General features: G+C 61.0%; 18 protein-coding genes. 14 read left to right on the top strand and 4 right to left on the bottom strand.

Going from position 1 to position 23,601, the window contains the following annotated elements; translation table 11 throughout:
• Positions 1-44: 44 nt before the first annotated feature.
• The gene (xthA, locus tag ACYSTU_RS19325; RefSeq protein ID WP_499000981.1) at positions 45-857 is read right to left on the bottom strand and encodes an exodeoxyribonuclease III; all 813 of its coding nucleotides are present in this window, start codon (positions 855-857) and stop codon (positions 45-47) included.
• A 260-nt stretch (positions 858-1,117) separates the two neighbouring features.
• On the opposite strand from xthA, the gene ACYSTU_RS19320 reads away from it, so the two are divergent.
• The 7 genes from ACYSTU_RS19320 to ACYSTU_RS19290 all read left to right on the top strand — a co-directional run bounded on the left by ACYSTU_RS19320 (position 1,118) and on the right by ACYSTU_RS19290 (position 12,228).
• The gene (locus ACYSTU_RS19320) at positions 1,118-1,768 is read left to right on the top strand and encodes a GNAT family N-acetyltransferase (protein ID WP_499000978.1); all 651 of its coding nucleotides are present in this window, start codon (positions 1,118-1,120) and stop codon (positions 1,766-1,768) included.
• Positions 1,769-1,834: 66 nt separating this feature from the next.
• Positions 1,835-3,562 carry an autotransporter assembly complex protein TamA gene (locus ACYSTU_RS19315; RefSeq protein ID WP_016775302.1) on the top strand — a complete coding sequence of 576 codons (1,728 nt, stop codon included), beginning with the start codon at positions 1,835-1,837 and terminating at the stop codon, positions 3,560-3,562.
• Positions 3,559-7,233, top strand: coding sequence for a translocation/assembly module TamB domain-containing protein (locus tag ACYSTU_RS19310; protein ID WP_499000974.1), 3,675 nt, complete (start codon positions 3,559-3,561; stop codon positions 7,231-7,233). The genes ACYSTU_RS19315 and ACYSTU_RS19310 overlap by 4 nt, the downstream gene beginning before the upstream one ends.
• Before the next feature lie 165 nt (positions 7,234-7,398).
• Positions 7,399-7,881 carry a MarR family winged helix-turn-helix transcriptional regulator gene (locus ACYSTU_RS19305; protein WP_125918078.1) on the top strand — a complete coding sequence of 161 codons (483 nt, stop codon included), beginning with the start codon at positions 7,399-7,401 and terminating at the stop codon, positions 7,879-7,881.
• On the top strand, positions 7,871-9,340 hold the full coding sequence (locus ACYSTU_RS19300) for an efflux transporter outer membrane subunit (RefSeq protein ID WP_499000971.1): 1,470 nt from the start codon (positions 7,871-7,873) through the stop codon (positions 9,338-9,340). The genes ACYSTU_RS19305 and ACYSTU_RS19300 overlap by 11 nt, the downstream gene beginning before the upstream one ends.
• Before the next feature lie 15 nt (positions 9,341-9,355).
• The gene (locus ACYSTU_RS19295) at positions 9,356-10,558 is read left to right on the top strand and encodes an HlyD family secretion protein (protein ID WP_016775298.1); all 1,203 of its coding nucleotides are present in this window, start codon (positions 9,356-9,358) and stop codon (positions 10,556-10,558) included.
• 140 nt (positions 10,559-10,698) lie between these two features.
• Complete coding sequence (locus tag ACYSTU_RS19290) at positions 10,699-12,228, top strand: DHA2 family efflux MFS transporter permease subunit (RefSeq protein WP_039763332.1); 1,530 nt, start codon at positions 10,699-10,701, stop codon at positions 12,226-12,228.
• 186 nt (positions 12,229-12,414) lie between these two features.
• Here the strand turns inward: ACYSTU_RS19290 and lpxH are convergent, their stop codons facing one another.
• Positions 12,415-13,161: a UDP-2,3-diacylglucosamine diphosphatase gene (lpxH, locus tag ACYSTU_RS19285; protein WP_016775296.1), complete on the bottom strand. Its 747-nt coding sequence runs from the start codon at positions 13,159-13,161 to the stop codon at positions 12,415-12,417.
• Entirely contained in the window at positions 13,158-13,664 is a 507-nt protein-coding gene (locus tag ACYSTU_RS19280; RefSeq protein WP_038862220.1) for a peptidylprolyl isomerase, read from the bottom strand. Before ACYSTU_RS19280 ends, lpxH begins: the two co-directional genes overlap by 4 nt.
• A gap of 250 nt (positions 13,665-13,914) precedes the next feature.
• Between ACYSTU_RS19280 and ACYSTU_RS19275 the strand changes: the two genes are divergently transcribed.
• Positions 13,915-15,612, top strand: coding sequence for a glutamine--tRNA ligase/YqeY domain fusion protein (locus ACYSTU_RS19275; protein WP_024013424.1), 1,698 nt, complete (start codon positions 13,915-13,917; stop codon positions 15,610-15,612).
• 18 nt (positions 15,613-15,630) lie between these two features.
• A complete protein-coding gene (gene cysS, locus ACYSTU_RS19270; protein ID WP_499000965.1) occupies positions 15,631-17,013 on the top strand; it encodes a cysteine--tRNA ligase in 1,383 nt (460 codons plus the stop codon).
• 204 nt (positions 17,014-17,217) lie between these two features.
• On the opposite strand, the gene ACYSTU_RS19265 is transcribed toward cysS, so the two are convergent.
• A complete protein-coding gene (locus tag ACYSTU_RS19265) occupies positions 17,218-19,056 on the bottom strand; it encodes a sigma-54-dependent Fis family transcriptional regulator (RefSeq protein ID WP_336464485.1) in 1,839 nt (612 codons plus the stop codon).
• 382 nt (positions 19,057-19,438) lie between these two features.
• Between ACYSTU_RS19265 and ACYSTU_RS19260 the strand changes: the two genes are divergently transcribed.
• Genes ACYSTU_RS19260 through ACYSTU_RS19240 form a run of 5 tightly spaced genes read left to right on the top strand, consistent with a single transcriptional unit; the run spans position 19,439 to position 23,601 of the window.
• Positions 19,439-20,533, top strand: a complete 1,095-nt coding sequence (locus tag ACYSTU_RS19260) for an ABC transporter ATP-binding protein (protein WP_016775291.1) — start codon at positions 19,439-19,441, stop codon at positions 20,531-20,533.
• Positions 20,533-21,645 carry an ABC transporter ATP-binding protein gene (locus ACYSTU_RS19255; RefSeq protein ID WP_041477087.1) on the top strand — a complete coding sequence of 371 codons (1,113 nt, stop codon included), beginning with the start codon at positions 20,533-20,535 and terminating at the stop codon, positions 21,643-21,645. Before ACYSTU_RS19260 ends, ACYSTU_RS19255 begins: the two co-directional genes overlap by 1 nt.
• Entirely contained in the window at positions 21,642-22,508 is an 867-nt protein-coding gene (locus ACYSTU_RS19250) for a carbohydrate ABC transporter permease (RefSeq protein WP_007912484.1), read from the top strand. The genes ACYSTU_RS19255 and ACYSTU_RS19250 overlap by 4 nt, the downstream gene beginning before the upstream one ends.
• 9 nt (positions 22,509-22,517) lie before the next feature.
• Positions 22,518-23,318: a carbohydrate ABC transporter permease gene (locus tag ACYSTU_RS19245; protein ID WP_073471306.1), complete on the top strand. Its 801-nt coding sequence runs from the start codon at positions 22,518-22,520 to the stop codon at positions 23,316-23,318.
• 10 nt (positions 23,319-23,328) lie between these two features.
• Complete coding sequence (locus ACYSTU_RS19240) at positions 23,329-23,601, top strand: DUF2160 domain-containing protein (protein ID WP_038861868.1); 273 nt, start codon at positions 23,329-23,331, stop codon at positions 23,599-23,601.

Below are 23,601 nucleotides of genomic sequence, written 5' to 3'. Positions count from 1 at the left end.
CGCGAGCAGGCTCGCTCCCACAATGAAAATTCCCTCAGGCTGGATCAGGCCAGCTCAAGCCAGATTGGCGCATGATCCGATGGTTTTTCCATGCCGCGCAGTTCGTAGTCCACGCCGGCATCCTTGACCCGTGGCAGCAGGCCATGGGACGCCAGAATCACATCAATCCGCAGACCACGCTTCGGCTCATCTTCAAAGCCACGGCTGCGATAGTCGAACCAGCTGAACATGTCGCTCACGTCGGGGTTGAGGTGACGGTAGCTGTCGGTCAGGCCCCAATTCTTCAGGCGCGCCATCCACTCGCGTTCTTCCGGCAGGAAGCTGCATTTGCCGGTTTTCAGCCAGCGCTTCATGTTGTCCGGGCCGATGCCGATGTCGCAGTCTTCCGGGGAAATGTTCACATCGCCCATCACCACCAGTGGCTGTTCGTTGTGGAACTGGCTTTCCAGCAGCGCTTGCAGATCGCTGTAGAAACGCTCCTTGGCGGGGAATTTGGTTGGGTGGTCGCGGCTTTCACCTTGTGGGAAATAGCCGTTCATGATCGTCACCGGCACGCCGTTGGCATCGGCAAAAGTGCCCCAGATAAAGCGCCGCTGCGCGTCTTCTTCGTCAGTGGCAAAGCCTTTATGGATGGTGATCGGTTCGTTGCGCGAGAGCAGGGCGACACCGTAATGGCCCTTCTGGCCATGGAAGTGCACGTGGTAGCCGAGGGCGCAGATGTCATCGTGGGGGAACTGGTCGTCGTGGACCTTGGTTTCCTGCAGGCCGATCACGTCGGGCTGATGTTTTTCGATCAGCGCTGCCAGCTGATGCGGACGGGCACGCAGTCCGTTGATGTTGAAGGAAACAATCTTCATGGTCGGCAGTCCTGGCAAAAGGGCGATGCTAGCTGACATGGGGGAGATGGGCCAGTGTGGGACAAATCAATTTCACCTGTGGGATTTGTGATGCCCTATGCAGCGCCTCTGTGGGAGCGAGCCTGCTCGCGAAGAGGCCGGCAAGATCGATGAAGATCCCGACTTGGTCTATACCTGTCAGGGGAACCACCACATCCGCCCAAGGTTCGTACCAACAAGCGCGCCAGCCTCCGAGCGCGCCCCCGGGGAGAATCACTGCAATGCCTGAAACCCAGTCCGCCGTTGCCGACATCCACATGCTCGACCGCGGCTATTCACGCGAAGCCCGCTCGTTGCTGTATCAGGCCTATCGCCACGAGCCGACCTTCGGCTACCTGTTCGAAGCCGAACGTCCCGGCTACGAACAACGCGTGCGCGCGACGGTTCGCGAGTTGGTCAAACAGCATTTTCTCCAGGACCTGCCGGCGATCGGCCTGTTGGTCAACGATCGCCTGATCGGCATTGCCCTGATCGCACCGCCGCAACGGCGCCTGGGCGTTACCGAAAGCTGGGCGTGGCGCTTGCGCATGGTGCTCAGCACCGGTTTTCGCTGCACCCGGCGTTATCTGAAATACCACGATGCCGTCGCCGCGTGCGTGCCGGGTGACTCGGTGCACATGCTGCCGCTGCTCGGTGTGCATCCGCAGTTCCAGGGCAAGCACTACGGCGAACAGTTGCTCACTGCCGTGCACAACTGGTGTGCCGTCGATGAAACCTCGCAAGGGGTGGTGCTCGACACCGGCAACCCGCGCTACCTGGAATTCTATAAAAGGCAGGGTTATCAGGAGATCGGCGAGGTTGCCGTCGGGCCGGTGCGCGAACACGTATTTTTCCACGCCAATCCGCAGGTGTTACAAACAGCAACGGGATAACGATCGAACTTCTTCACAAATTACCTGTTCTATCAGGCTCCCGAGCCCGTGATAGCATCCGCGCCTATGAAGTTTCCACGAAGATTTACCAGCGGCGTGCTGATGCTGTTATCCAGCTGCGCGGCGCTGGCGCAAAGTGAATTGGATGTACGGATCAAGCCGTCCAACGATGAACTCAAGGCCAATATAGAAGGCTATATCGGCAGCCTCGGCGATCGCGACGAAGAAGCCTTGCTGCGTTTCAGTCGCGGTGCCGAAGAGCAGGCGCGCAAAGCGGCGCAGGCGCTGGGCTACTATCAGCCGCAGATCGACAGTGACGTCAAGGGCGGGGAAAAACCGCGTCTGGTGCTGAACATCGATCCCGGCGAGCCGATTCGCCTGCGCAACGTCACCGTGCGTGTCGATGGCCCGGCGGCCTCGCTGAAATCCTTTCGCGTACCGAAAAGCGACCTGCTCAAGTCCGGCGCCGTGCTCAACCATGGCCGTTACGAAGACGCCAAACGAGTGATCCAGAACCAGGCCTCGCGCTTCGGTTACTTCAGCGGTCATTTCACCAGCCAGAAACTCATGGTCGATCCGCGCGCGGGCGTGGCCGACATCGAATTGATCTACGACAGCGGCCCGCGTTATGCGCTGGGCAAAGTCAGTTTCGAGGGCGACACGCCGTTCGACGAAGACCTGCTGCAACGCATGGTGCCGTTCAAGGCAGGCGAGCCATACGACTCGGAACTGATCGCCGAGCTTAACCGCGACCTGCAATCGAGCGGCTATTTCGAAGGCGTGCGCGTCGATGCAGCACCGACGGCAGCGCAGAACGATGTGATTCCGGTCGCCGTCAAACTCGACACGCGCAAGCCGCGCACGATGGGCCTGGGCCTCGGTTATTCGACCGACGTCGGGCCACGGATCAAGGCCAACTGGACGCGTCACTGGGTCAACCCGCAGGGCGACAGCTATGGCTGGGAGGCCGAGCTCTCGGCGCCCCGGCAGAACGTCGGGCTGTTCTACGACATCCCGCTCGACCCGCCACTGACCGACAAATTGCGCTGGGCCGGTGGCTATCAGTTCGAAGACATCGAAGGCTCCGACACCCTCAGCAAACTGCTGACCTTCGGCCCGGAATGGCACAGCAAGTTGCCCAGCGGCTGGCAGCGGGTGATCTCGCTGAAATGGCAACGTGAAGAATACGAACTCGGCGACGACTCCGGCCTGAGCACGCTGCTGATGCCCGGCATCAGTTATTCGTATCTCAAAAGCGACAACCGCATCGACCCGCGCAACGGCTATCGCCTGAGCTTCGAAAGCAAAGTGGCCAAGGAAGGCCTCGGTTCGGACAACAACCTTTTATATGGCACCGCGCTGGTCAAAGGCCTGACCACGGTGTTCGACAAGCACCGCTTGCTCGGCCGCGTGCAGGTCGGCGGCAGCGCCACCAACGGCTACAACTCGATTCCGCCATCGCTGCGCTTTTTTGCCGGTGGCGATCAGAGCGTGCGCGGTTACGACTATCAGAGCCTGTCGCCGAAAAATTCCGATGGCAAACGGATTGGCGGTCGCTACATGGTGGCCGGCAGCGTCGAGTATCAATATTCGATCGCCGAGAAATGGCGGGTCGCGACCTTCGTCGACCAAGGCAACTCTTTCAACAAACTCGAACTGCCCGACCTCAAGACCGGGGTCGGTGTGGGTGTGCGCTGGGTCTCACCGGTCGGGCCGATCCGCCTTGACCTGGCCCACGCGCTGGACGACGACGGCGGCATCCGGCTGCACTTTTCCATGGGGCCTGAGCTGTGAAGCGTGGTTTGAAAATAACAGCGCTGACTTTGTTGGCGCTGGTCTTGTTGATCGTCTTGAGCCTGGCCGCACTGCTTGGCACGCAGGCCGGCAGTCGTTGGGCGCTGGGCCTGGTGCCGGGTCTGAGCGTGGAGAATTTCCACGGTCGCCTCGCTGGGCAATGGAGCGCCGATCACCTGGTGTGGCAGCAGGACACCAGCCGTGTCGAGCTGAACAAGGCGATCTTCGCCTGGTCGCCACTGTGCCTGACGCGCATGACCTTGTGCATCGATCAGCTCAAGGCCGATCAGGTAATCCTGCAATTCCCGCCGAGCGAAGAAACCACCGAGAGCGGCCCGATCACACTGCCGGACCTGCAATTGCCGTTGGCCGTCAAATTGGGCGACGTCGAGGTGGGCAGCCTGTTGTTCAACGGCAGCGAACAACTCAAGGGCTTGCAACTGGCGGCGCACTGGACCGCTCAGGGCCTGCAGATCGACAGCGTGAAATTGCAGCGCGACGAGCTCAGCCTGAACCTGTCCGGCCTGCTGCAACCGAGCGGCAACTGGCCGCTGACGATTCAGGGCGATTTGACTTTGCCGTCTCCCCGCAGCGAGCCGTGGACGCTGGCGCTGAAAGTTGAAGGTGATCTGCTGAAAACCCTCAACCTGCACGCCGACAGCCGTGGCTACCTCGACGGCCAGTTGAACGGTGAACTGCAAGCGCTGGCGGAAAACCTGCCGGCCAAGCTGCGCATCACCAGCGACGCGTTCAAACCCAGCGCCGATCTGCCGGACACCCTGCAATTCAATCAGCTTGTGCTCACCGGCGAAGGCGACCTGAAAAACGGTTACCAACTGCTCGGCAACGCCACGCTGCCCGCCGAAAAATCGCCAGTGGCGCTGCTGCTCAAGGGCAAGGTCGACGCCAATGGCGCGCAGATCGCCGGCCTCGACCTCAACGCCAACGACACGCAAAGCCTCAAGCTCACCGGCAATGTCGACTGGAGCAAGGGCCTCAGCGCCCAGGCCAATATCAACTGGCAAGACTTCCCGTGGCACCGGCTCTATCCGGAAATCGACGAGCCGCAAGTGACGTTGCGCACCTTTACCGGCGAAGTGTCCTACACCGACGGCCAGTACCTCGGTAATTTCGACGCGGCGCTGGATGGCCCGGCCGGCGCGTTCACCTTGAGCAGTCCGTTCAGCGGCAGTCTGGAACAGATCGCTTTGCCGCAACTGGTCATGCAGGCCGGGCAGGGCAAGGCCGAAGGGCACGTCAATGTGCGCTTCGCCGACGGCATCGCCTGGGATACCGCGCTGGATCTGTCGGCGCTCAACCCGGCGTACTGGGTCGCCGAACTGCCGGGCACTCTGGCCGGGCCGTTGCAGAGCAAAGGCGAGATGAAGAATGATCAGCTCAGCCTCAGCGCCGACCTCGACCTCAAAGGCAAATTGCGCGGTCAGCCGGCGGTCCTGCAGGCCAAGGCTGACGGCGCGGGCGAGCGGTGGAACCTCAACGCCCTGCAGATCCGCCTCGGCGATAACAGCATCAACGGCAAGGGCAGCCTGCAGGACAAACTCGGCGGGCAGATCGACATCAAGCTGCCGCGTCTCGCCCAGCTGTGGCCGCAATTGCGCGGTCAGGTCAACGGTCAGGTCAACGTCGCCGGCACGCTGGAGGCGCCGCAAGGCAAGCTCGATCTGCAAGGTTCGCAACTGGCCTTTCAGGACAACCGTCTGCAAAGCCTCAACCTCGACGCCACGCTCGACAGTGCGCAGCGGGCGAAGATCAATCTCAAAGGCAGCGGCATTCAGACTGGCGATACCTCGTTGGGCACCCTGACCGCCAGTGCTCAGGGCGATATCAAAAGCCAGAAACTCAATCTCGACCTGATCGGACCGAAGCTGAAACTGGCGCTGGGGCTGGACGGCAATCTCGACAAGGGCAACTGGCGCGGACGCTTGGCCAGTGGCGACATTCAGGCCGGTGGCCAGGACTGGAAGCTGCAAAGCCCGGCCAAGCTGGAACGCATGGCGGACGGCCAGATCAATTTCGGCGCGCATTGCTGGCTGTCCGGCAACGCCAGCCTGTGTGGCGAAGACCAGCGCCTGATGCCCGAGCCGAAGCTGCGTTATCACCTCAAGCAATTCCCGATCGAAAGCCTTGCGCAATGGCTGCCCAAGGACTTCGCCTGGCAGGGCCGGCTCAACGCCGATCTGCAACTGGACCTTCCGGCCAGCGGCCCGAACGGCGTGGTCAGTGTCGATGCCAGCGGCGGCACCCTGCGCGTGCGCGACAAGGATCGCTGGCTGGATTTCCCCTACCAGACCCTCAAACTCAGCAGCAAGCTCACGCCCAAGCGCGTCGACACCGAGCTCAATTTTGTCGGCGGCAAACTCGGCGAATTGCTGGTCCAGGCGCAGCTCAATCCGCTGCCGAAAAACAAACCGCTGAGCGGCTCGTTCCGCCTCTCTGGCCTCGATCTGTCGGTGGCGCGGCCATTCGTGCCGATGGTGGAAAAACTCACCGGCCGGCTCAACGGCAGCGGCGCTATTTCCGGTGGCCTGCTCGCACCGCTGGTCAACGGCACCGTGCAGCTCAGCGACGGCGAGGTGTCCGGCGCCGAACTGCCGATGGAGCTGCAGAATCTGCAACTGACGGCGGCAATCGCCGGCGAATCGGTGCGCCTGGACGGTGGCTGGGACAGCGGCAAGACTGGCAAGGGCAGCCTCAACGGCAACGTCGCCTGGGGTCAGGCACTGGTGGTCGATCTGGCGCTCAAGGGCACGCAATTGCCGGTCAGCGTCGAACCCTACGCCAAACTGGAAATGGCCCCGGACCTGAAGATTTCCATGGCCGGCGATGAGCTGAAAGTTGCCGGCAAGGTGCTGGTGCCGAAAGGCGAAATCACCGTGCGCGAACTGCCGCCATCAACCGTGAAGGTCTCCGACGACACGATCATCGTCGGTGCGCAGACGGAAGAGGGCAAACCACCGATCGCGATGAAAATGGACATCGACGTCATCGTCGGCCAGGACAAGCTGAGCTTCGCCGGTTTCGGTCTGACCGCCAACCTGCAAGGTCAGGTGCACATCGGCGACAACATGGACACCCGTGGCGAACTCTGGCTCAACGACGGCCGCTATCGCGCCTATGGCCAGCGCCTGACGGTGCGTCGCGCGCGTCTGTTGTTCGCCGGTCCCATCGACCAGCCGTATCTGGACATCGAAGCGATCCGCCAGACCGACGACGTCATCGCCGGTATTCGCCTGAGCGGCAGCGCCGAACAACCGACCACGCAGATCTTCTCCGAACCGGCGATGAGTCAGGAACAGGCGCTGTCGTACCTGGTGCTGGGCCGTCCGCTGAGCACCAGCGGCGAAGATAACAATATGCTCGCGCAAGCGGCATTGGGTCTGGGTCTGATGGGCAGCGCCGGGATCACCAGCGGCCTGGCCAAGGATCTGGGTATTCAGGACTTCCAACTCGACACCCAAGGCAGCGGCAACGACACCAGCGTCGTCGCCAGCGGCAACATCTCGGAAAAACTCAGCCTGCGCTACGGCGTCGGCGTCTTCGAACCGGCCAGCACCATCGCCTTGCGCTACAAGCTGAGCAAGAAGGTCTACGTCGAAGCGGCGAGCGGCGTGGCGAGCTCGCTGGATATCTTCTACAAGCGGGATTTCTAGCTCTCGCTCCCTTCAATGATCGTTCCCACGCGGAGCGTGGGAACGATCCCGCGTGGCCGGTCAGTGATTAATTACAAAGCCCCCTAACTATTGCGTTGACATTCGCTGCCTAAGCAGTAACATCTCGACATACATTCACTGCCTAGGCAGTTATCAGGTCGAACCATGAAGCATTTCACCCCGGAAGAATTCAAACATTGCCACCTCGGCCTGTTGCTCGGTCGTGCCGCGCTGCTCAAGGACCGGATCATCGATACCCACATGGAGCCCCACGGCATTACCGCCGCGCAGTTCAAGGTGTTGATCATCATGGCCCAGTTCGGCGTCGACACCCCGGCTGAGCTGTGCCGGCATCTGTCGCTCGATAGCGGGTCGATGACGCGCATGCTCGATCGTCTCGAGCAGAAGGCTTTTCTGCTTCGTCAGCGCAGCGAAGGCGACCGCCGTCAGGTGCAATTGAAACTGACCGAGCAGGGCCAGCACCTGGCTGATCGTCTGCCGCACATCGGTGCCGATGCGATGAATGAGCTGGCCGGTGCGATCTCCCGCGAAGAGCTGAAAACCCTCGAATACATCCTCAAGAAAATCCTGCTGGCCGCCGGTGACCCGATCACCATCCAGCGTCTAGGTGATCACAATGAGCGCTAACATTTTGCGCAGCAGTCTGACGCTGCTGTTGTCGGCGATGATCCTCGCCGGTTGCGCCAACTACAGCGGCCTCGACACTCAAGGCCAACGCCTCGACGCGAAGAGCCTGAAGACAGCGCAGTCTCTGGACGGCGTCACCCTGTCGCCGGCGGCGTGGCCGAAAAGCGATTGGTGGAGCAGCCTCGGCGATCCGCAGCTCGACGGCCTGATCCGCGAAGCCCTGCACGACAGCCCGGACATGCAGATCGCCGCAGCCCGCGCTCATCAGGCCAGTGCCGCCGCCTATGCCGCCGATGCCGAGCGTTATCCGACCCTCGATGCCAGCGCCGGCATCAGCCGTTCGCGGCTGGCTCGTGATCAGGATCCGCTGGGGCAGGGCGGTGCCTATGCGACGGTGCGCAATGTCAGCGCCGGTTTCAATTACAACTTCGACTTGTGGGGCGGTCAGCGCGATGCCTGGGAAGCCGCACTCGGCGAGGCTCGCGCTGCTGAAGTCGACCGTCAGGCCGCGCAACTGACCCTCGCCGCTGACGTCGCCCGCGCTTACAGCGATCTCGGTCAGGCGCACATCGTTTATGACCTCGCCAGCGAAGACCTCAAGCGCACCCGGCAAATGCTCGACCTCAGTCAGCGCCGCTTGAGTTCGGGGATCGACAGCCAGTACCAGTTCCAGCAAACCCAGAGTCTGGAAGCCAGTTCTCAGGCCAGCCTGATCGACGCGGAAAAACGCTTGAACAGCGCGAAAATCGCCTTGGCGGTATTGCTCGGCAAAGGCCCGGATCGCGGCAACGAAATCGCTCGACCGAAAGTCCTGCAAGCCAGCGCCGTGGCGGTGCCGTCGGTGTTGCCGGCGGAACTGCTCGGCCGCCGCCCGGATCTGGTCGCGGCGCGCTGGCGTGTCGAGGCGGCGAGCAAAGACATCGATGCGGCGAAAACCCGTTTCTATCCCAACCTCAATCTGTCGGCCTCGGCCGGCGCCGAGTCGTTGCTGGGTGATGCGATGTTCGGTTCGGCCAGCCGCTTCTTCAACATCGCGCCGACCGTGTCGCTGCCGATTTTCGATGGCGGACGCCTGCGCGCCAACCTCGATGCGCGCGACGCCGATTACGATCTGGCGGTGGCGCAGTACAACAAAAGTCTGGTGAAAGCCCTCGGCGATGTCGGCGATACGATCAACCAGCTGCGCGATATCGGCCGGCAGATCGGCGCGCAGCAACACGCCACCGACATCGCTCAGGATTCTTACAACACCGTCGTCCAGCGTTACGGTTCCGGCATCGGCAGCTACCTGGACGTGCTCAGCATCGAGCAGCAATTGCTCCAGACCCAGCGTCAGCTGGCGACCCTCAATGCCGAGCAGATCGACCTGTCGATTCAACTGATGCAAGCGCTGGGCGGCGGCTTTCAGGGTGAAAACCTGAACGCAGCCAACGCCAGCCCCGCCTCGTCGCACTACTAATTCAAGGTATTTGTCATGGCCACTGCCGAAAACACCCAAGCTCAAGACAACACCCCGGACACCGGCAACCCGCGCAAACGCAAGGTGATGCTGCTGGCCCTCGCCGTGGTCGTCCTGCTCGCCATTGCCGGCGTCTGGGCCTATCACGAATTCATCGGGCGCTTTAACGAAAGCACCGACGATGCCTACGTCAACGGCAACGTGGTAGAGATCACACCGCTGGTCACCGGCACCGTGGTCAGCATCGGCGCCGATGACGGGGATCTGGTCCAGGAAGGCCAGGTGCTGGTCAACTTCGACCCCAACGATGCCGAAGTCGGCCTGCAAAGTGCCAAGGCGAAACTGGCGCGCACCGTGCGTCAGGTGCGCGGCCTGTATAGCAACGTCGATGGCATGAAAGCCCAGGTCAACGCGCAGCAGGCCGAAGTGCAGAAGGCCCAGGACAACTACAACCGGCGGAAAAATCTCGCCCAGGGCGGGGCGATTTCCCAGGAAGAGCTGTCCCACGCCCGCGACGACCTGACCTCGGCGCAGAACGCCTTGGCTAACGCCAAACAGCAACTGAAAACCACCAGCGCACTGGTCGACGACACCGTGGTCTCGTCGCATCCGGACGTAATGTCGGCGGCTGCCGATCTGCGTCAGGCCTACCTGACCAATGCCCGCAGCACCTTGATCGCGCCGGTCACCGGTTACGTCGCCAAGCGCACTGTGCAACTCGGTCAGCGCGTGCAGCCGGGCACCGCGCTGATGGCGGTGATTCCGCTGGATCAGCTGTGGATCGACGCCAACTTCAAGGAAACCCAACTGCGTGACATGCGCATCGGTCAGCCAGTGGATATCGAGGCCGATATTTATGGCAGCGACGTGAAATACAGCGGCACCGTCGACAGCCTCGGTGCCGGGACCGGCAGCGCATTTGCCTTGCTGCCGGCACAGAACGCCACCGGTAACTGGATCAAGATCGTCCAGCGCGTGCCGGTGCGTATCCACATCAATGCCGAAGAGCTGGCCAAGCACCCGCTGCGTGTCGGTCTGTCGACCAATGTCGAGGTCAATCTGCACGACCAGAGCGGCCCGGTGCTGGCCCAGCAACCGCCGCAAAAAGCCTCGTTCAGCACCAACGTCTACGAGCGCCAACTGGCCGAAGCGGACGCGATGATTGCCCAGTTGATTCACGACAACAGCGCAGCAGCAGGCAAGACCGCACAGCGCTGAGAGCACACCGGATCAGAAGCGGGCTCTGTGGTGAGGGTTATCTGTGGCCACAGATAATCCCCTAGCCACAAGGGCCTGTTCCCACAGGGCCGGCTGTGTTCATCAGACCGCTGTGTCCATCAGGTTTCAAGGGATTCACAATGAGCAATAACGCTTCTTTCACGCCGCCCAGCCTGTTGCTCAGCACCATCGGCCTGTCGCTGGCGACCTTCATGCAAGTGCTCGACACGACCATCGCCAACGTGGCGTTGCCGACGATTTCCGGCAACCTCGGGGTGAGTTCGGAGCAGGGCACCTGGGTCATCACTTCGTTCGCCGTGAGCAACGCGATTGCGCTGCCGCTGACGGGTTGGCTCAGCCGCCGCTTCGGCGAGGTGAAGCTGTTTCTGTGGGCGACGATGCTGTTTGTGCTGGCGTCGTTTCTCTGCGGTATCTCGACTTCGATGCCTGAGCTGATCGGCTTTCGCGTGCTGCAAGGCTTGGTCGCCGGGCCGCTGTACCCGATGACGCAGACGCTGTTGATCGCGGTCTATCCGCCGGCGAAACGCGGGATGGCCCTGGCGCTGTTGGCGATGGTCACGGTGGTTGCGCCCATTGCAGGTCCCATTCTCGGCGGCTGGATCACCGACAGCTACAGCTGGCCGTGGATCTTCTTCATCAACGTGCCGATCGGCATCTTTGCGGTGATGGTGGTGCGTTCGCAACTGGCGAAACGGCCGGTGGTGACCAGTCGCCAGCCAATGGATTACGTCGGTCTGATCACCCTGATCATTGGCGTTGGCGCGTTGCAGGTGATCCTCGACAAGGGCAATGACCTGGACTGGTTCGAGTCGAATTTCATCATTGTCGGCGCGGCGATTTCCGTGGTCGCCCTGGCGGTGTTCGTGATCTGGGAAATGACCGACCGCCATCCGGTGGTCAACCTGCGCCTGTTCGCCTATCGCAACTTCCGCATCGGCACGCTGGTGCTGGTCTTGGGTTACGCCGGCTTCTTCGGCATTAACCTGATTCTGCCGCAGTGGTTGCAGACGCAAATGGGCTACACCGCGACCTGGGCGGGACTTGCCGTGGCGCCGATCGGGATTCTGCCGGTGCTGCTGTCGCCGTTTGTCGGCAAATACGCGCACAAGTTCGACCTGCGTCTGCTCGCCGGCATTGCGTTTCTGGCGATCGGCCTGAGCTGCTTCATGCGTGCCGAGTTCACCAACGAAGTCGACTTCCAGCACATCGCTCTGGTGCAGTTGTTCATGGGCATCGGCGTGGCGCTGTTCTTCATGCCGACCCTGAGCATTCTGATGTCGGACTTGCCGCCAAGCCAGATCGCTGACGGCGCAGGCCTGGCGACTTTCCTGCGGACACTGGGCGGCAGCTTCGCGGCCTCGCTGACCACCTGGATCTGGATTCGCCGGGCCGATCAGCATCATGCGTATATGAGCGAAAGCATCAGCACGTTCGAGCCAGCCACCCGCGAGACCTTGAATCAATTGGGTGGGGCGAGCCAGTCGGCGTATGCGCAGATGGATCAGATCCTCACCAGCCAGGCGTACATGTTGTCGACCGTGGATTACTTCACGTTGCTTGGGTGGGGGTTCATGGGGTTGATTCTGATTGTGTGGCTGGCGAAACCGCCGTTTGCCGCGAAGGCAGGGCCAGCCGCTTCGGGGCACTAAGATCAAGATCAAAAGCCCCTCACCCTAACCCTCTCCCGGAGGGAGAGGGGACTGACCGCGGTGGATGTTCGGTAGACATCGACCTGCCAGACTTCAGTCGAACTCAGGTTTGGATAGCATGAAGATCGGCTCCCTTTCCCCCTCGCCCCCCTGGGGGAGAGGGCTGGGGTGAGGGGGTAAAGCTCTTCAGCCGTGCGGCAATGCCAGCGGCGGGGCGAAATCGAACGGCGCCAAGGCATACCCGCTCTCATCCACCTGCAACGCCCAACCCTGACGATCCCAATCCCCCAGCACAATCCGCTTCGCCGCTTGTTCACCAAGCTGCAACTTGTGAATTGCCGGGCGGTGGGTGTGGCCGTGGATCAGAGTCTTCACGCCGAATGCCTGCATCACTCGCGGAATCTCTTCCGGGGTGACATCGACAATGTCATTGGCTTTCATCCGCGTCTGTGCACGGCTTTCGCTGCGTAGCTTGCGCGCCAGTTTGTGGCGGCTGCTCAGCGGCAGGTGACGGAGAATGAACAGGGTGATCGGGTTGCGCAGGTAGCGGCGCAGTTTCATGTAGCCAACGTCGCGGGTGCACAGGCTGTCGCCGTGCATCAGCAGCACTGGCTCGCCGTAGAACTGCACGACACTCGGATCCTTCAGCAAGGTGCAGCCGGCCTGTTTGCAGAAGGCCTTGCCGAGCATGAAGTCGCGATTGCCGTGCATCAGGAATATGGCCGTGCCGCTGTCGCTCAAATCGCGCAGGGCCTGGCAGATGGAACGCTGAAAGGGCGTCATAGCGTCGTCGCCAATCCACGCCTCGAAGAAGTCGCCGAGGATGTACAACGCACTCGCCGAGCGCGCGCGTCCGGCGAGCAAATCCAGAAACGCCCGGGTAATGTCCGGGCGCTCCTCTTCCAGATGCAAGTCTGAAATCAGCAATATCACGCTGCGATGATCTCGGCTTTCTCGATGATCACGTCGTCTGCTGGTACGTCCTGGTGGCCGGCCTTGGAAGTGGTCGACACGCCTTTGATCTTGTCGACAACGTCGGTGCCGGCGGTCACTTTACCGAATACCGCGTAGCCCCAGCCCTGAGTGGTCTTGCCGCTGTGGTTGAGGAAGGTGTTGTCGGCGACGTTGATGAAGAACTGTGCCGAAGCCGAATGCGGCTCCATGGTGCGGGCCATGGCGACGGTGTATTTGTCGTTGGAGAGACCGTTGTCCGCTTCGTTCTGGATGCTTGCGCGCTTGTCTTTCTTCTCTTTCATGCCTGGCTCGAAACCGCCGCCCTGGATCATGAAGTTACCGATGACGCGGTGGAATACGGTGTTGGTGTAGTGACCGGCGTTGACGTACTCGATGAAGTTGGCAACGGTGATCGGCGCCTTTTCAGCGTTCAGTTCGATGACGATGTCGCCATGGTTGGTGGTCAGTTTGACTTGAGTCATGATCGCTACTCTTCTGAGGAATTCGTGGTTCTGGGACATTGAGCCCCACAACCGGTTCAGCCTGCTTCGGCCAAGGTGCGCAGTTTAGCGTGACAGGCGCGAATTTCGAGGCGGTTTTTCATTTCCCGGCGATTAAATGCGTGCCTTTATAAGAGCTGCTCTGTCAGGCCCTTGACAGCATCGGCTATGATAGCGGCTTTGTTTTGTCTGGCCCCTCTTTGCGGCCGCGCACCTGTACGTCAAGGATCCTATGAGCAAGCCCACTGTCGACCCTACCTCGAATGCCAAGTCCGGCCCTGCCGTGCCGGTCAACTTCCTGCGGCCGATCATCCAGGCAGACCTGGACTCGGGCAAGCACACCCAGATCGTGACTCGCTTCCCGCCGGAGCCCAACGGCTACCTGCACATCGGCCACGCCAAGTCGATCTGCGTCAACTTCGGCCTGGCCCAGGAGTTCGGTGGCGTCACGCACCTGCGTTTCGACGACACCAACCCGGCCAAGGAAGATCAGGAATACATCGACGCCATCGAAAGCGACGTCAAATGGCTGGGCTTCGAATGGTCCGGTGAAGTGCGCTACGCCTCGCAGTATTTCGATCAATTGCACGACTGGGCCGTCGAGCTGATCAAGGCCGGCAAGGCCTACGTCGACGACCTCACCCCGGAGCAGGCCAAGGAATACCGTGGCAGCCTGACCGAGCCGGGCAAGAACAGCCCGTTCCGTGACCGTTCGGTTGAGGAAAACCTCGACCTGTTCGCGCGCATGAAGGCCGGTGAATTCCCCGACGGCGCGCGCGTGCTGCGGGCGAAGATCGACATGGCCTCGCCGAACATGAACTTGCGCGACCCGATCATGTATCGCATCCGCCACGCGCATCACCACCAGACCGGCGACAAGTGGTGCATCTACCCGAACTACGACTTCACCCACGGGCAGTCGGATGCCATCGAAGGCATCACCCATTCGATCTGCACCCTCGAGTTCGAAAGCCATCGCCCGCTGTACGAATGGTTCCTGGAGAACCTGCCGGTGCCGGCGAACCCGCGCCAGTACGAATTCAGCCGCCTGAACCTGAACTACACGATCACCAGCAAGCGCAAGCTCAAGCAACTGGTTGACGAGAAGCACGTCAATGGCTGGGACGATCCGCGGATGTCCACGCTGTCGGGCTTCCGCCGCCGTGGCTACACGCCGAAATCGATCCGCAACTTCTGCGAAATGATCGGCACCAACCGTTCCGACGGCGTGGTCGATTTCGGCATGCTCGAATTCAGCATTCGTGACGACCTCGACCACAGCGCACCGCGTGCCATGTGCGTGCTGCGTCCGCTGAAAGTGGTCATCACCAACTACCCGGAAGGCCAGGTCGAAAACCTCGAACTGCCACGCCACCCGAAAGAAGACATGGGCGTGCGCGCGCTGCCGTTTGCCCGGGAAATCTACATCGACCGTGAAGACTTCATGGAAGAGCCGCCGAAGGGCTACAAGCGCCTGGAACCGGCCGGTGAAGTGCGTCTGCGCGGCAGCTACGTGATCCGCGCCGACGAAGCGATCAAGGACGCCGACGGCAACATCGTCGAACTGCGTTGCTCGTACGACCCGGACACCCTCGGCAAGAACCCGGAAGGGCGCAAGGTCAAAGGCGTGATCCACTGGGTGCCGGCCGCCGCCAGCGTCGAGTGCGAAGTGCGTCTGTACGATCGCCTGTTCCGTTCGCCGAACCCGGAAAAAGCCGAAGACAGCGCCAGCTTCCTCGACAACATCAACCCTGACTCGCTGCAAGTGCTGACCGGTTGTCGCGCCGAGCCATCGCTCGGCAACGCACAGCCGGAAGACCGTTTCCAGTTCGAGCGCGAAGGCTACTTCGTCGCGGACCTGAAGGACTCGAAACCCGGTCAGCCGGTATTCAACCGTACCGTGACCCTGCGTGATTCGTGGGGCCAGTGAGTGAGTCAAGGAACTAACGTGCTAACGATCTACAACACGCTCACCAAGAGCAAAGAAGTCTTCAAGCCGCTGGATGGCAACAAGGTGCGCATGTACGTCTGCGGGATGACCGTGTACGACTACTGCCACCTCGGCCACGGCCGCAGCATGGTCGCGTTCGACCTCGTGACGCGCTGGCTGCGCTTCAGCGGTTACGACCTGACCTACGTGCGCAACATCACCGACATCGACGACAAGATCATCAATCGCGCCCGCGAGAACGGTGAGTCGTTCGAAGCGCTGACCGAGCGCATGATCGCCGCGATGCACGAAGACGAAGCGCGCCTGAACATCCAGAAGCCGGACATGGAACCGCGCGCCACCGATCACATCGCCGGCATGCACGCGATGATCCAGACCCTGATCGACAAGGGCTACGCTTACGCTCCAGGTAATGGCGACGTGTACTACCGCGTCGCCAAGTTCATGGGCTACGGCAAGCTGTCGCGCAAGAAGATCGAAGATTTGCGCATTGGCGCGCGCATCGAAGTCGACGAGTCGAAGCAAGACCCGCTCGATTTCGTCCTGTGGAAAGCCGCCAAGCCGGGCGAGCCGAGCTGGGAATCGCCATGGGGCGCCGGACGTCCGGGCTGGCACATCGAGTGCTCGGTGATGTCGACCTGCTGCCTCGGCGAGACCTTCGACATTCATGGCGGCGGCAGCGATCTGGAGTTCCCGCACCACGAAAACGAAATCGCCCAGAGCGAAGCGGCCACCGGCAAGACCTACGCCAATGCGTGGATGCATTGCGGCATGATTCGCATCAATGGCGAGAAGATGTCCAAGTCCTTGAACAACTTCTTCACCATCCGCGACGTGCTCGACAAGTACCACCCGGAAGTCGTGCGTTACCTGCTGGTATCGAGCCACTACCGCAGCGCGATCAACTATTCGGAAGATAACCTCAAGGACGCCAAGGGCGCACTGGAGCGTTTCTACCATGCGCTGAAAGGCCTGCCGAGCGTGGCGCCGGCGGGCGGCGAAGCGTTTGTCGAGCGTTTCACCACGGTGATGAACGATGACTTCGGCACCCCTGAAGCCTGCGCCGTGCTGTTCGAGATGGTGCGCGAGATCAACCGTCTGCGTGAGAGCGATCTCGATGCAGCGGCGGGGCTGGCGGCACGTCTGAAAGAACTGGCGAGCGTGCTGGGTGTGTTGCAGTTGGAAGCGGATGACTTCCTGCAGGCCGGTGCTGAAGGGCGGGTCGATGCGGCTGAAGTCGATGCACAGATTGCGGCGCGCCTGGCAGCTCGGGCGGCGAAAGACTGGGCCGAGTCGGACCGGATTCGTGATCAGCTGACGGCGATGGGTGTCGTGCTGGAAGATGGCAAGGGTGGGACTACCTGGCGTCTGGCTGACTGAGTCAAAAGCCAAAGCCCCTCACCCTAACCCTCTCCCAAAGGGAGAGGGGACTGATGGTGGGATGCTGAAGATCTACGCCGACCTGAATGAAAGGTGCCGAATCCATAATCGACACGGTCTCTCAGGTCGACGTATAGCGTAAGACACCGCGGTAGGCTCCCTCTCCTCGGGGAGAGGGCTGGGGTGAGGGGCAAAGAGGTGTACTCAGTTGCCAATCTGCCGCAACCGCTTATAAAGCGTATTCCGGCTAACCCCCAGCCGCCGCGCCAGATGCGAAATATTCCCCCCGGCCGCCTTCAACTCCCTGTTCAACGCCTCAACATCATTCAAATCCAGCCCCAGCGGCGCCGCCGTCTCAACCGGCTCCATCTCCAGGTCGACAAAAAAATCATCCGGCAGATGCTCAGGCCGCACCGGTTGTTCCTCGGCCATGGCCAACGCCACCTGCATCACGCTGCTGACCTGACGCAGATTCCCCGGCCACGGATGCTTTTCAAACAGCTCCAACACCTCCGGGCTTAGCCCCGCCCATTGCGTCGGCTCGCGATGTTGCTCCCACAGCCGTTTGAACAGCGCCTGCTTGTCACTGCGTTCGCGTAACGGCGGCAGCTCCAGGGTCAGGCCGCCGATGCGGTAGTACAAGTCTTCGCGAAAGCGGCCCAGTTGTACCTGCTCGCGCAATGATCGGTTGGTCGCGGAAATGATCCGCAGATCTACCGGAAACAACTCGCTGCTGCCCACCGGCTGCACGCAGCGCTCCTGCAACACGCGCAACAAACGCGCCTGAGTTGGCAGCGGCATGTCACCGATCTCATCAAGAAACAGCGTGCCTTTGTCGGCCTTGCGGATCAGGCCGATGCTGCCTTTCTGGTTGGCCCCGGTGAACGCGCCTTTCTCGTAACCGAACAACTCGGACTCGACCAATTCAGCGGGGATCGCTGCACAGTTCACCGCGATGAATGCCTGTTTTTGTCGGGAGCTGGCCTGGTGCAAGGCTTTGACAAAGACTTCCTTGCCGACGCCGGTTTCACCGTGAATCAGTAGCGGAATGTCTTTCTCCAGCAAGCGCTCGGCCTGGCGCACGGCTTTTTCCACACGGCTGTCGCCGAAATGCAGCGTGTTGAGGCTGATCGCGCTGGCTGGCGCAGGCTTGTCCTCGGCGACAAATACCCGCGCCTGCACCGGCGCCTGTTTCGGCCGTTTCAGCAAGCACTGGAAACGGTTGCGTCCAGAGGTCTGCAAGGCAAACGGCAGACCCTCGGGCTGATTGATCAACTCCAGCAGTGACACTTTGAACAGGCTTTCAACGCTGACGCGCGACAAACGCACACCGAGCAGATTGTCGGCGCGGCGATTCGCCGACAGCACCTGTCCGCTCTCATCGAAAATCAACAGCCCGGCCCACTGGCTGTCGAGGTTGTTTAACCCGGTGTTGAAGGTCAGTTGAAAATGCTGGCCATGGAACAGGTTGAGGATCAGCCGGTTCTCCACGGTCTGGCTCATCATCTTGACCATGCCGAGGGTGTGCGAGGGCGGCAGGTAGCTGTCGCTGGAGACATCGAGCACGGCGATGACCTTGCGCTCGGCGTCGAAAATCGGCGCGGCGGAGCCGGTCATGAAGCGGTTGGCCTTGAGGAAGTGTTCGTCGTGTTCGATGTGCACCGCCTGCTCACAGGCCAGTGCGGTGCCGATCGCATTGGTGCCGCTGCTGCGCTCCATCCAGCTCGCCCCGGCCTGAAAGCCCCGGGCCAGATTCGGTTCGATAAAGCGCTGTGTGCCCCATGAGGTCAGCACCTGGCCCTGATTGTCGGCAAGCATGATCAGGCAGTTGGAGTTGCTGAGGATGTTTTCGTAGTAGGGCAGGACTTCCTGATGCGTGGTCTGCACCAGCGAATGATGGCTGTCGAGCAGCCGCGCAATGCCGGCGGCGGGCAATTGATCGAAGGCCGGGGCGCTCTGGTGGTCCAGGCCGAACGCGCGGCAACGTTGCCAGGAGGTCTGGACGATCGCGTCGTGGGACAGCGGCGAAGCAGGTGCGGCCATGGGGGCGAGCCTCTGAGTGCAGCGATTTTATTATTGTTATGAACCCGATCTTCAAAACTCCACAAACCCCCTGTGGGAGCGAGCCTGCTCGCGAAAGCGTCGGTTCAGTCAATGGATTCATTGAATGACACACCGCTTTCGCGAGCAGGCTCGCTCCCACAGGGGATCCATTTGCATTGAGGATTGGGCAAAAGCGTGCATAGAGTGTTGTTCACTATTGTTCATTGTCAATCACTCCGACTGTTCAAAAGTGTTCAGCTGTGAACGCCATTTCCCCGCGTAATAAACGATTTTCACGGAAAATCAACCACTTGCCACTTTTGGCACGAATGTCGCTCTGTTGCTCCGGTCGCTTGACTCCAAAAATAAAAAAGGCCGAGCCATGTCACTCACCCTGGAGCACGTCAGCCGTACCGTCGAGGGCCAGATCTGGATCGACGATGCGTGCCTGAAATTCGAACCCGGATCCTTCAACGTTCTGCTCGGGCGCACCCTGTCCGGGAAGACCAGCCTCATGCGCCTGATGGCCGGCCTCGACAAGCCCGACAGCGGCCGAGTGCTGATGAACGGCGTCGACGTCACCCAGCGCCCGGTGCGGCTGCGCAACGTGTCGATGGTCTATCAGCAGTTCATCAATTACCCGACCATGACCGTGTTCGAAAACATCGCCTCGCCACTGCGCCAGGCCGGTATTTCGAAAGAGATCATCCACAGCAAGGTGCAGGAAACCGCGCGCATGCTGCGCATCGAGAAGTTCTTGCAGCGTTATCCGCTGGAGCTCTCCGGTGGGCAGCAGCAGCGCACGGCCATGGCCCGCGCGCTGGTCAAGGATGCTGAGCTGATCCTCTTCGACGAGCCGCTGGTCAACCTCGACTACAAGCTGCGCGAAGAGCTGCGTCAGGAAATGCGCGAGCTGTTCAAGGCCCGCCACACCATCGCCATCTACGCCACCACCGAGCCCAACGAAGCGCTGGCCCTCGGCGGCACCACGACCATCCTGCACGAAGGCCGGGTGATCCAGAGCGGGCCGTCGACCGAGGTCTATCACCAGCCGCAGTCGGTGCTCGCTGCTGAACTGTTCTCCGAACCGCCGATCAACCTCATGCCGGGACGCATTGCCGGCAATGAGGTCAGCTTCGCCAATTTCGTGCACTTCCCGTTGAACGTCGATCTGCGCCCGGTAGGCGAGGGCGAGTTCCGCTTCGGCGTGCGCCCCAGTCATATCTCACTGGTGCCGAGCAACGATGACGACCTCGAACTGGCGGTGACCGTCGAGGTCGCCGAAATCAGCGGCTCGGAAACCTTCCTGCATGTGCGCAACGAGCATTTCCTGCTGGTGCTGCACTTGCCGGGTGTTCACGAATACGACGTCGATGCGCCGATCCGCATTTATATCCCGACCCACAAACTGTTCGTTTTCGATGCGCAGGGCCGTCTGGTGCAAGCACCGGGCCGGCGTGTCGCGAGGGTTGCCTGATGGCCGAAATCCGTTTGCAGCACCTCGCCCACAGCTACAGCAAAACCCCGAGCGGCGCCGAGGATTATGCGATCCGCGAGATGGATCACGTCTGGGAGCAGGGTGGCGCCTACGCCTTGCTCGGCCCGTCCGGTTGCGGCAAGTCGACCTTGCTCAACATCATTTCCGGCCTGCTCAGCCCGTCCCAGGGCCATGTGTTGTTCGACGGCAAAGCGGTCAACGACCTGACCCCGGAGAAGCGCAACATCGCCCAGGTTTTCCAGTTTCCGGTGGTCTACGACACCATGACCGTGTTCGACAACCTCGCCTTCCCGCTGCGAAATCAGGGCATGGCCGAGGCGAAAGTGCACAGCAAAGTGCAGGAAATTGCCGAGGTGCTCGACCTGCAGAATCTGCTGAGCAAGAAGGCGCGCAATCTCACCGCCGACGAAAAACAGAAAGTCTCCATGGGCCGTGGCCTGGTGCGCGACGACGTCTCGGCGATCCTCTTCGATGAGCCGCTGACGGTGATCGACCCGCACTTGAAGTGGAAACTGCGGCGCAAGCTCAAGCAGATCCACGAGCAGTTCAATATCACCATGGTCTACGTCACCCACGATCAGCTCGAAGCCTCGACCTTCGCCGACAAGATCGCGGTGATGTACGGCGGCCAGATCGTCCAGTTCGGTACGCCACGGGAGTTGTTCGAACGGCCGAGCCACACCTTTGTCGGCTATTTCATCGGCAGCCCGGGGATGAATCTGATCGAGGTGCAGCCGCAGCCCGGTGGCGTCGGTTTCGCTTCGACGCACTTGCCGTTGTCCGACGCCTTGCAGCGCCATATCGAGCACGGCCAGTGGAAAAATCTCAAGGTCGGCATCCGCCCGGAGTTTATTCACGTGTGGGACGAGCCGTTTGACGATGCGATGCAGGCCAAAGTCGTACATGTCGAAGACCTCGGCACCTACAAGATCATGACCCTCAACCTCGACGGCGCACCGTTGAAGGTGCGTCTGGCTGAAGACAAACCGGTGCCTCAGGGCACGGCTTACATCAGTTTCCCGGCGCAATGGCTGATGGTCTATGCCGATGAATTTCTCCTGGAAGTCAGCGACGAGGAGGTGCAGCCATGAACAAGGTGCAGAACAACAAGGCCTGGTGGCTGGTGTTGCCGGTGTTCCTGCTGGTGGCGTTCAGTGCGGTGATCCCGATGATGACCGTGGTCAACTATTCGGTGCAGGACATCTTCGACCAGTCCAGCCGCTACTTCGTCGGTGCCGATTGGTACAAACAAGTGTTGCTTGATCCGCGCCTGCATGACTCGCTGCTGCGCCAGTTCATCTATTCAGCCTGCGTGCTGCTGATTGAAATCCCGCTGGGCATCGCCGTCGCGCTGACCATGCCGACCAAGGGCCGCTGGTCTTCGGTGGTGCTGATCATTCTGGCGATACCGCTGCTGATTCCCTGGAACGTGGTCGGCACCATCTGGCAGATCTTCGGCCGCGCCGACATCGGCCTGCTCGGTTCCAGCCTCAACGCGATGGGCATCAGCTACAACTACGCGGCCAACACCATGGACGCCTGGGTGACGGTGCTGGTGATGGACGTCTGGCATTGGACTTCTCTGGTCGCGCTGTTGTGTTTCTCCGGCCTGCGGGCGATTCCCGACGTCTATTACCAGGCCGCGCGCATCGATCGCGCCTCGGCGTGGGCGGTGTTCCGCCACATTCAGTTGCCCAAGCTGAAAAGCGTGCTGCTGATCGCGGTGATGCTGCGCTTCATGGACAGTTTCATGATCTACACCGAGCCGTTCGTGCTCACCGGCGGCGGGCCGGGCAATGCCACGACCTTCTTGAGTCAGACGTTGACGCAGATGGCCGTAGGGCAATTCGACCTCGGTCCGGCAGCGGCGTTTTCGCTGGTGTACTTCCTGATCATCCTGTTGGTGTCCTGGCTGTTCTATACCGCCATGACGCACTCCGACGCCAACCGTTGAGGCCCGGCCATGAGCAAGAAAAAGCTTATTCCGTTGCTGGTGTACATCCTGTTCCTGCTGGTGCCGATCTACTGGCTGCTGAACATGTCTTTCAAGAGCAACACCGAAATCCTCGGCGGCCTGACGCTTTTCCCACAGGAATTCACGCTGGCGAACTACAAGGTGATCTTCACTGATCCGAGCTGGTACACCGGCTACTTGAACTCGCTGTATTACGTCAGCCTCAACACGGTGATTTCCCTGAGCGTGGCGTTACCCGCGGCTTACGCGTTTTCACGCTATCGTTTCCTCGGCGACAAGCATCTGTTCTTCTGGCTGCTGACCAACCGCATGGCGCCGCCGGCGGTGTTCTTGCTGCCGTTCTTTCAGTTGTATTCGTCGATCGGCCTTTTCGACACGCATATCGCCGTGGCTTTGGCGCACTGCCTGTTCAACGTGCCCCTGGCGGTGTGGATTCTCGAAGGTTTCATGTCCGGCGTGCCCAAGGAGATCGACGAAACGGCCTACATCGACGGCTACAGTTTCCCCAAGTTTTTCGTGAAGATTTTCATCCCGTTGATCGGTTCCGGTATCGGCGTCACGGCGTTTTTCTGCTTCATGTTTTCCTGGGTCGAGCTGCTGCTGGCGCGCACGCTGACCTCGGTCAACGCCAAGCCGATTGCGGCGGTGATGACGCGCACGGTGTCGGCGTCGGGGATCGATTGGGGCGTGCTGGCAGCGGCGGGGGTGTTGACCATCCTGCCGGGCATGCTGGTGATCTGGTTTGTACGCAACCACGTGGCCAAGGGCTTTGCCCTCGGTCGAGTCTGAGGAGCTGATGATGGAATGGATGAGCTGGACGACACCGACCGCCGCGTTCTTCATCGGCATCGGTCTGATTCTGGTGGGCATGACCACCTGGGAATTGCGCTCGCCGAGCATTCTGCGGCGCGGGTTTCTGCCGATTGCCACCACCCGTGGCGATCGCTTGTTTATCGGTCTTCTCGGCAGCGCCTACCTGCATTTGCTGGTAATCGGCGTCACCGACTGGAGCATCTGGGTGGCGTCCGCGTTGTCCCTGGTGTGGCTGTTGGCTGTGATGCGTTGGGGCTAG

The sequence above is a fragment of the Pseudomonas glycinis genome, from assembly GCF_054871425.1.
Note: the sequence above shows the minus strand (reverse complement) of the source record. Positions and strands in the feature narration are given on the sequence as shown.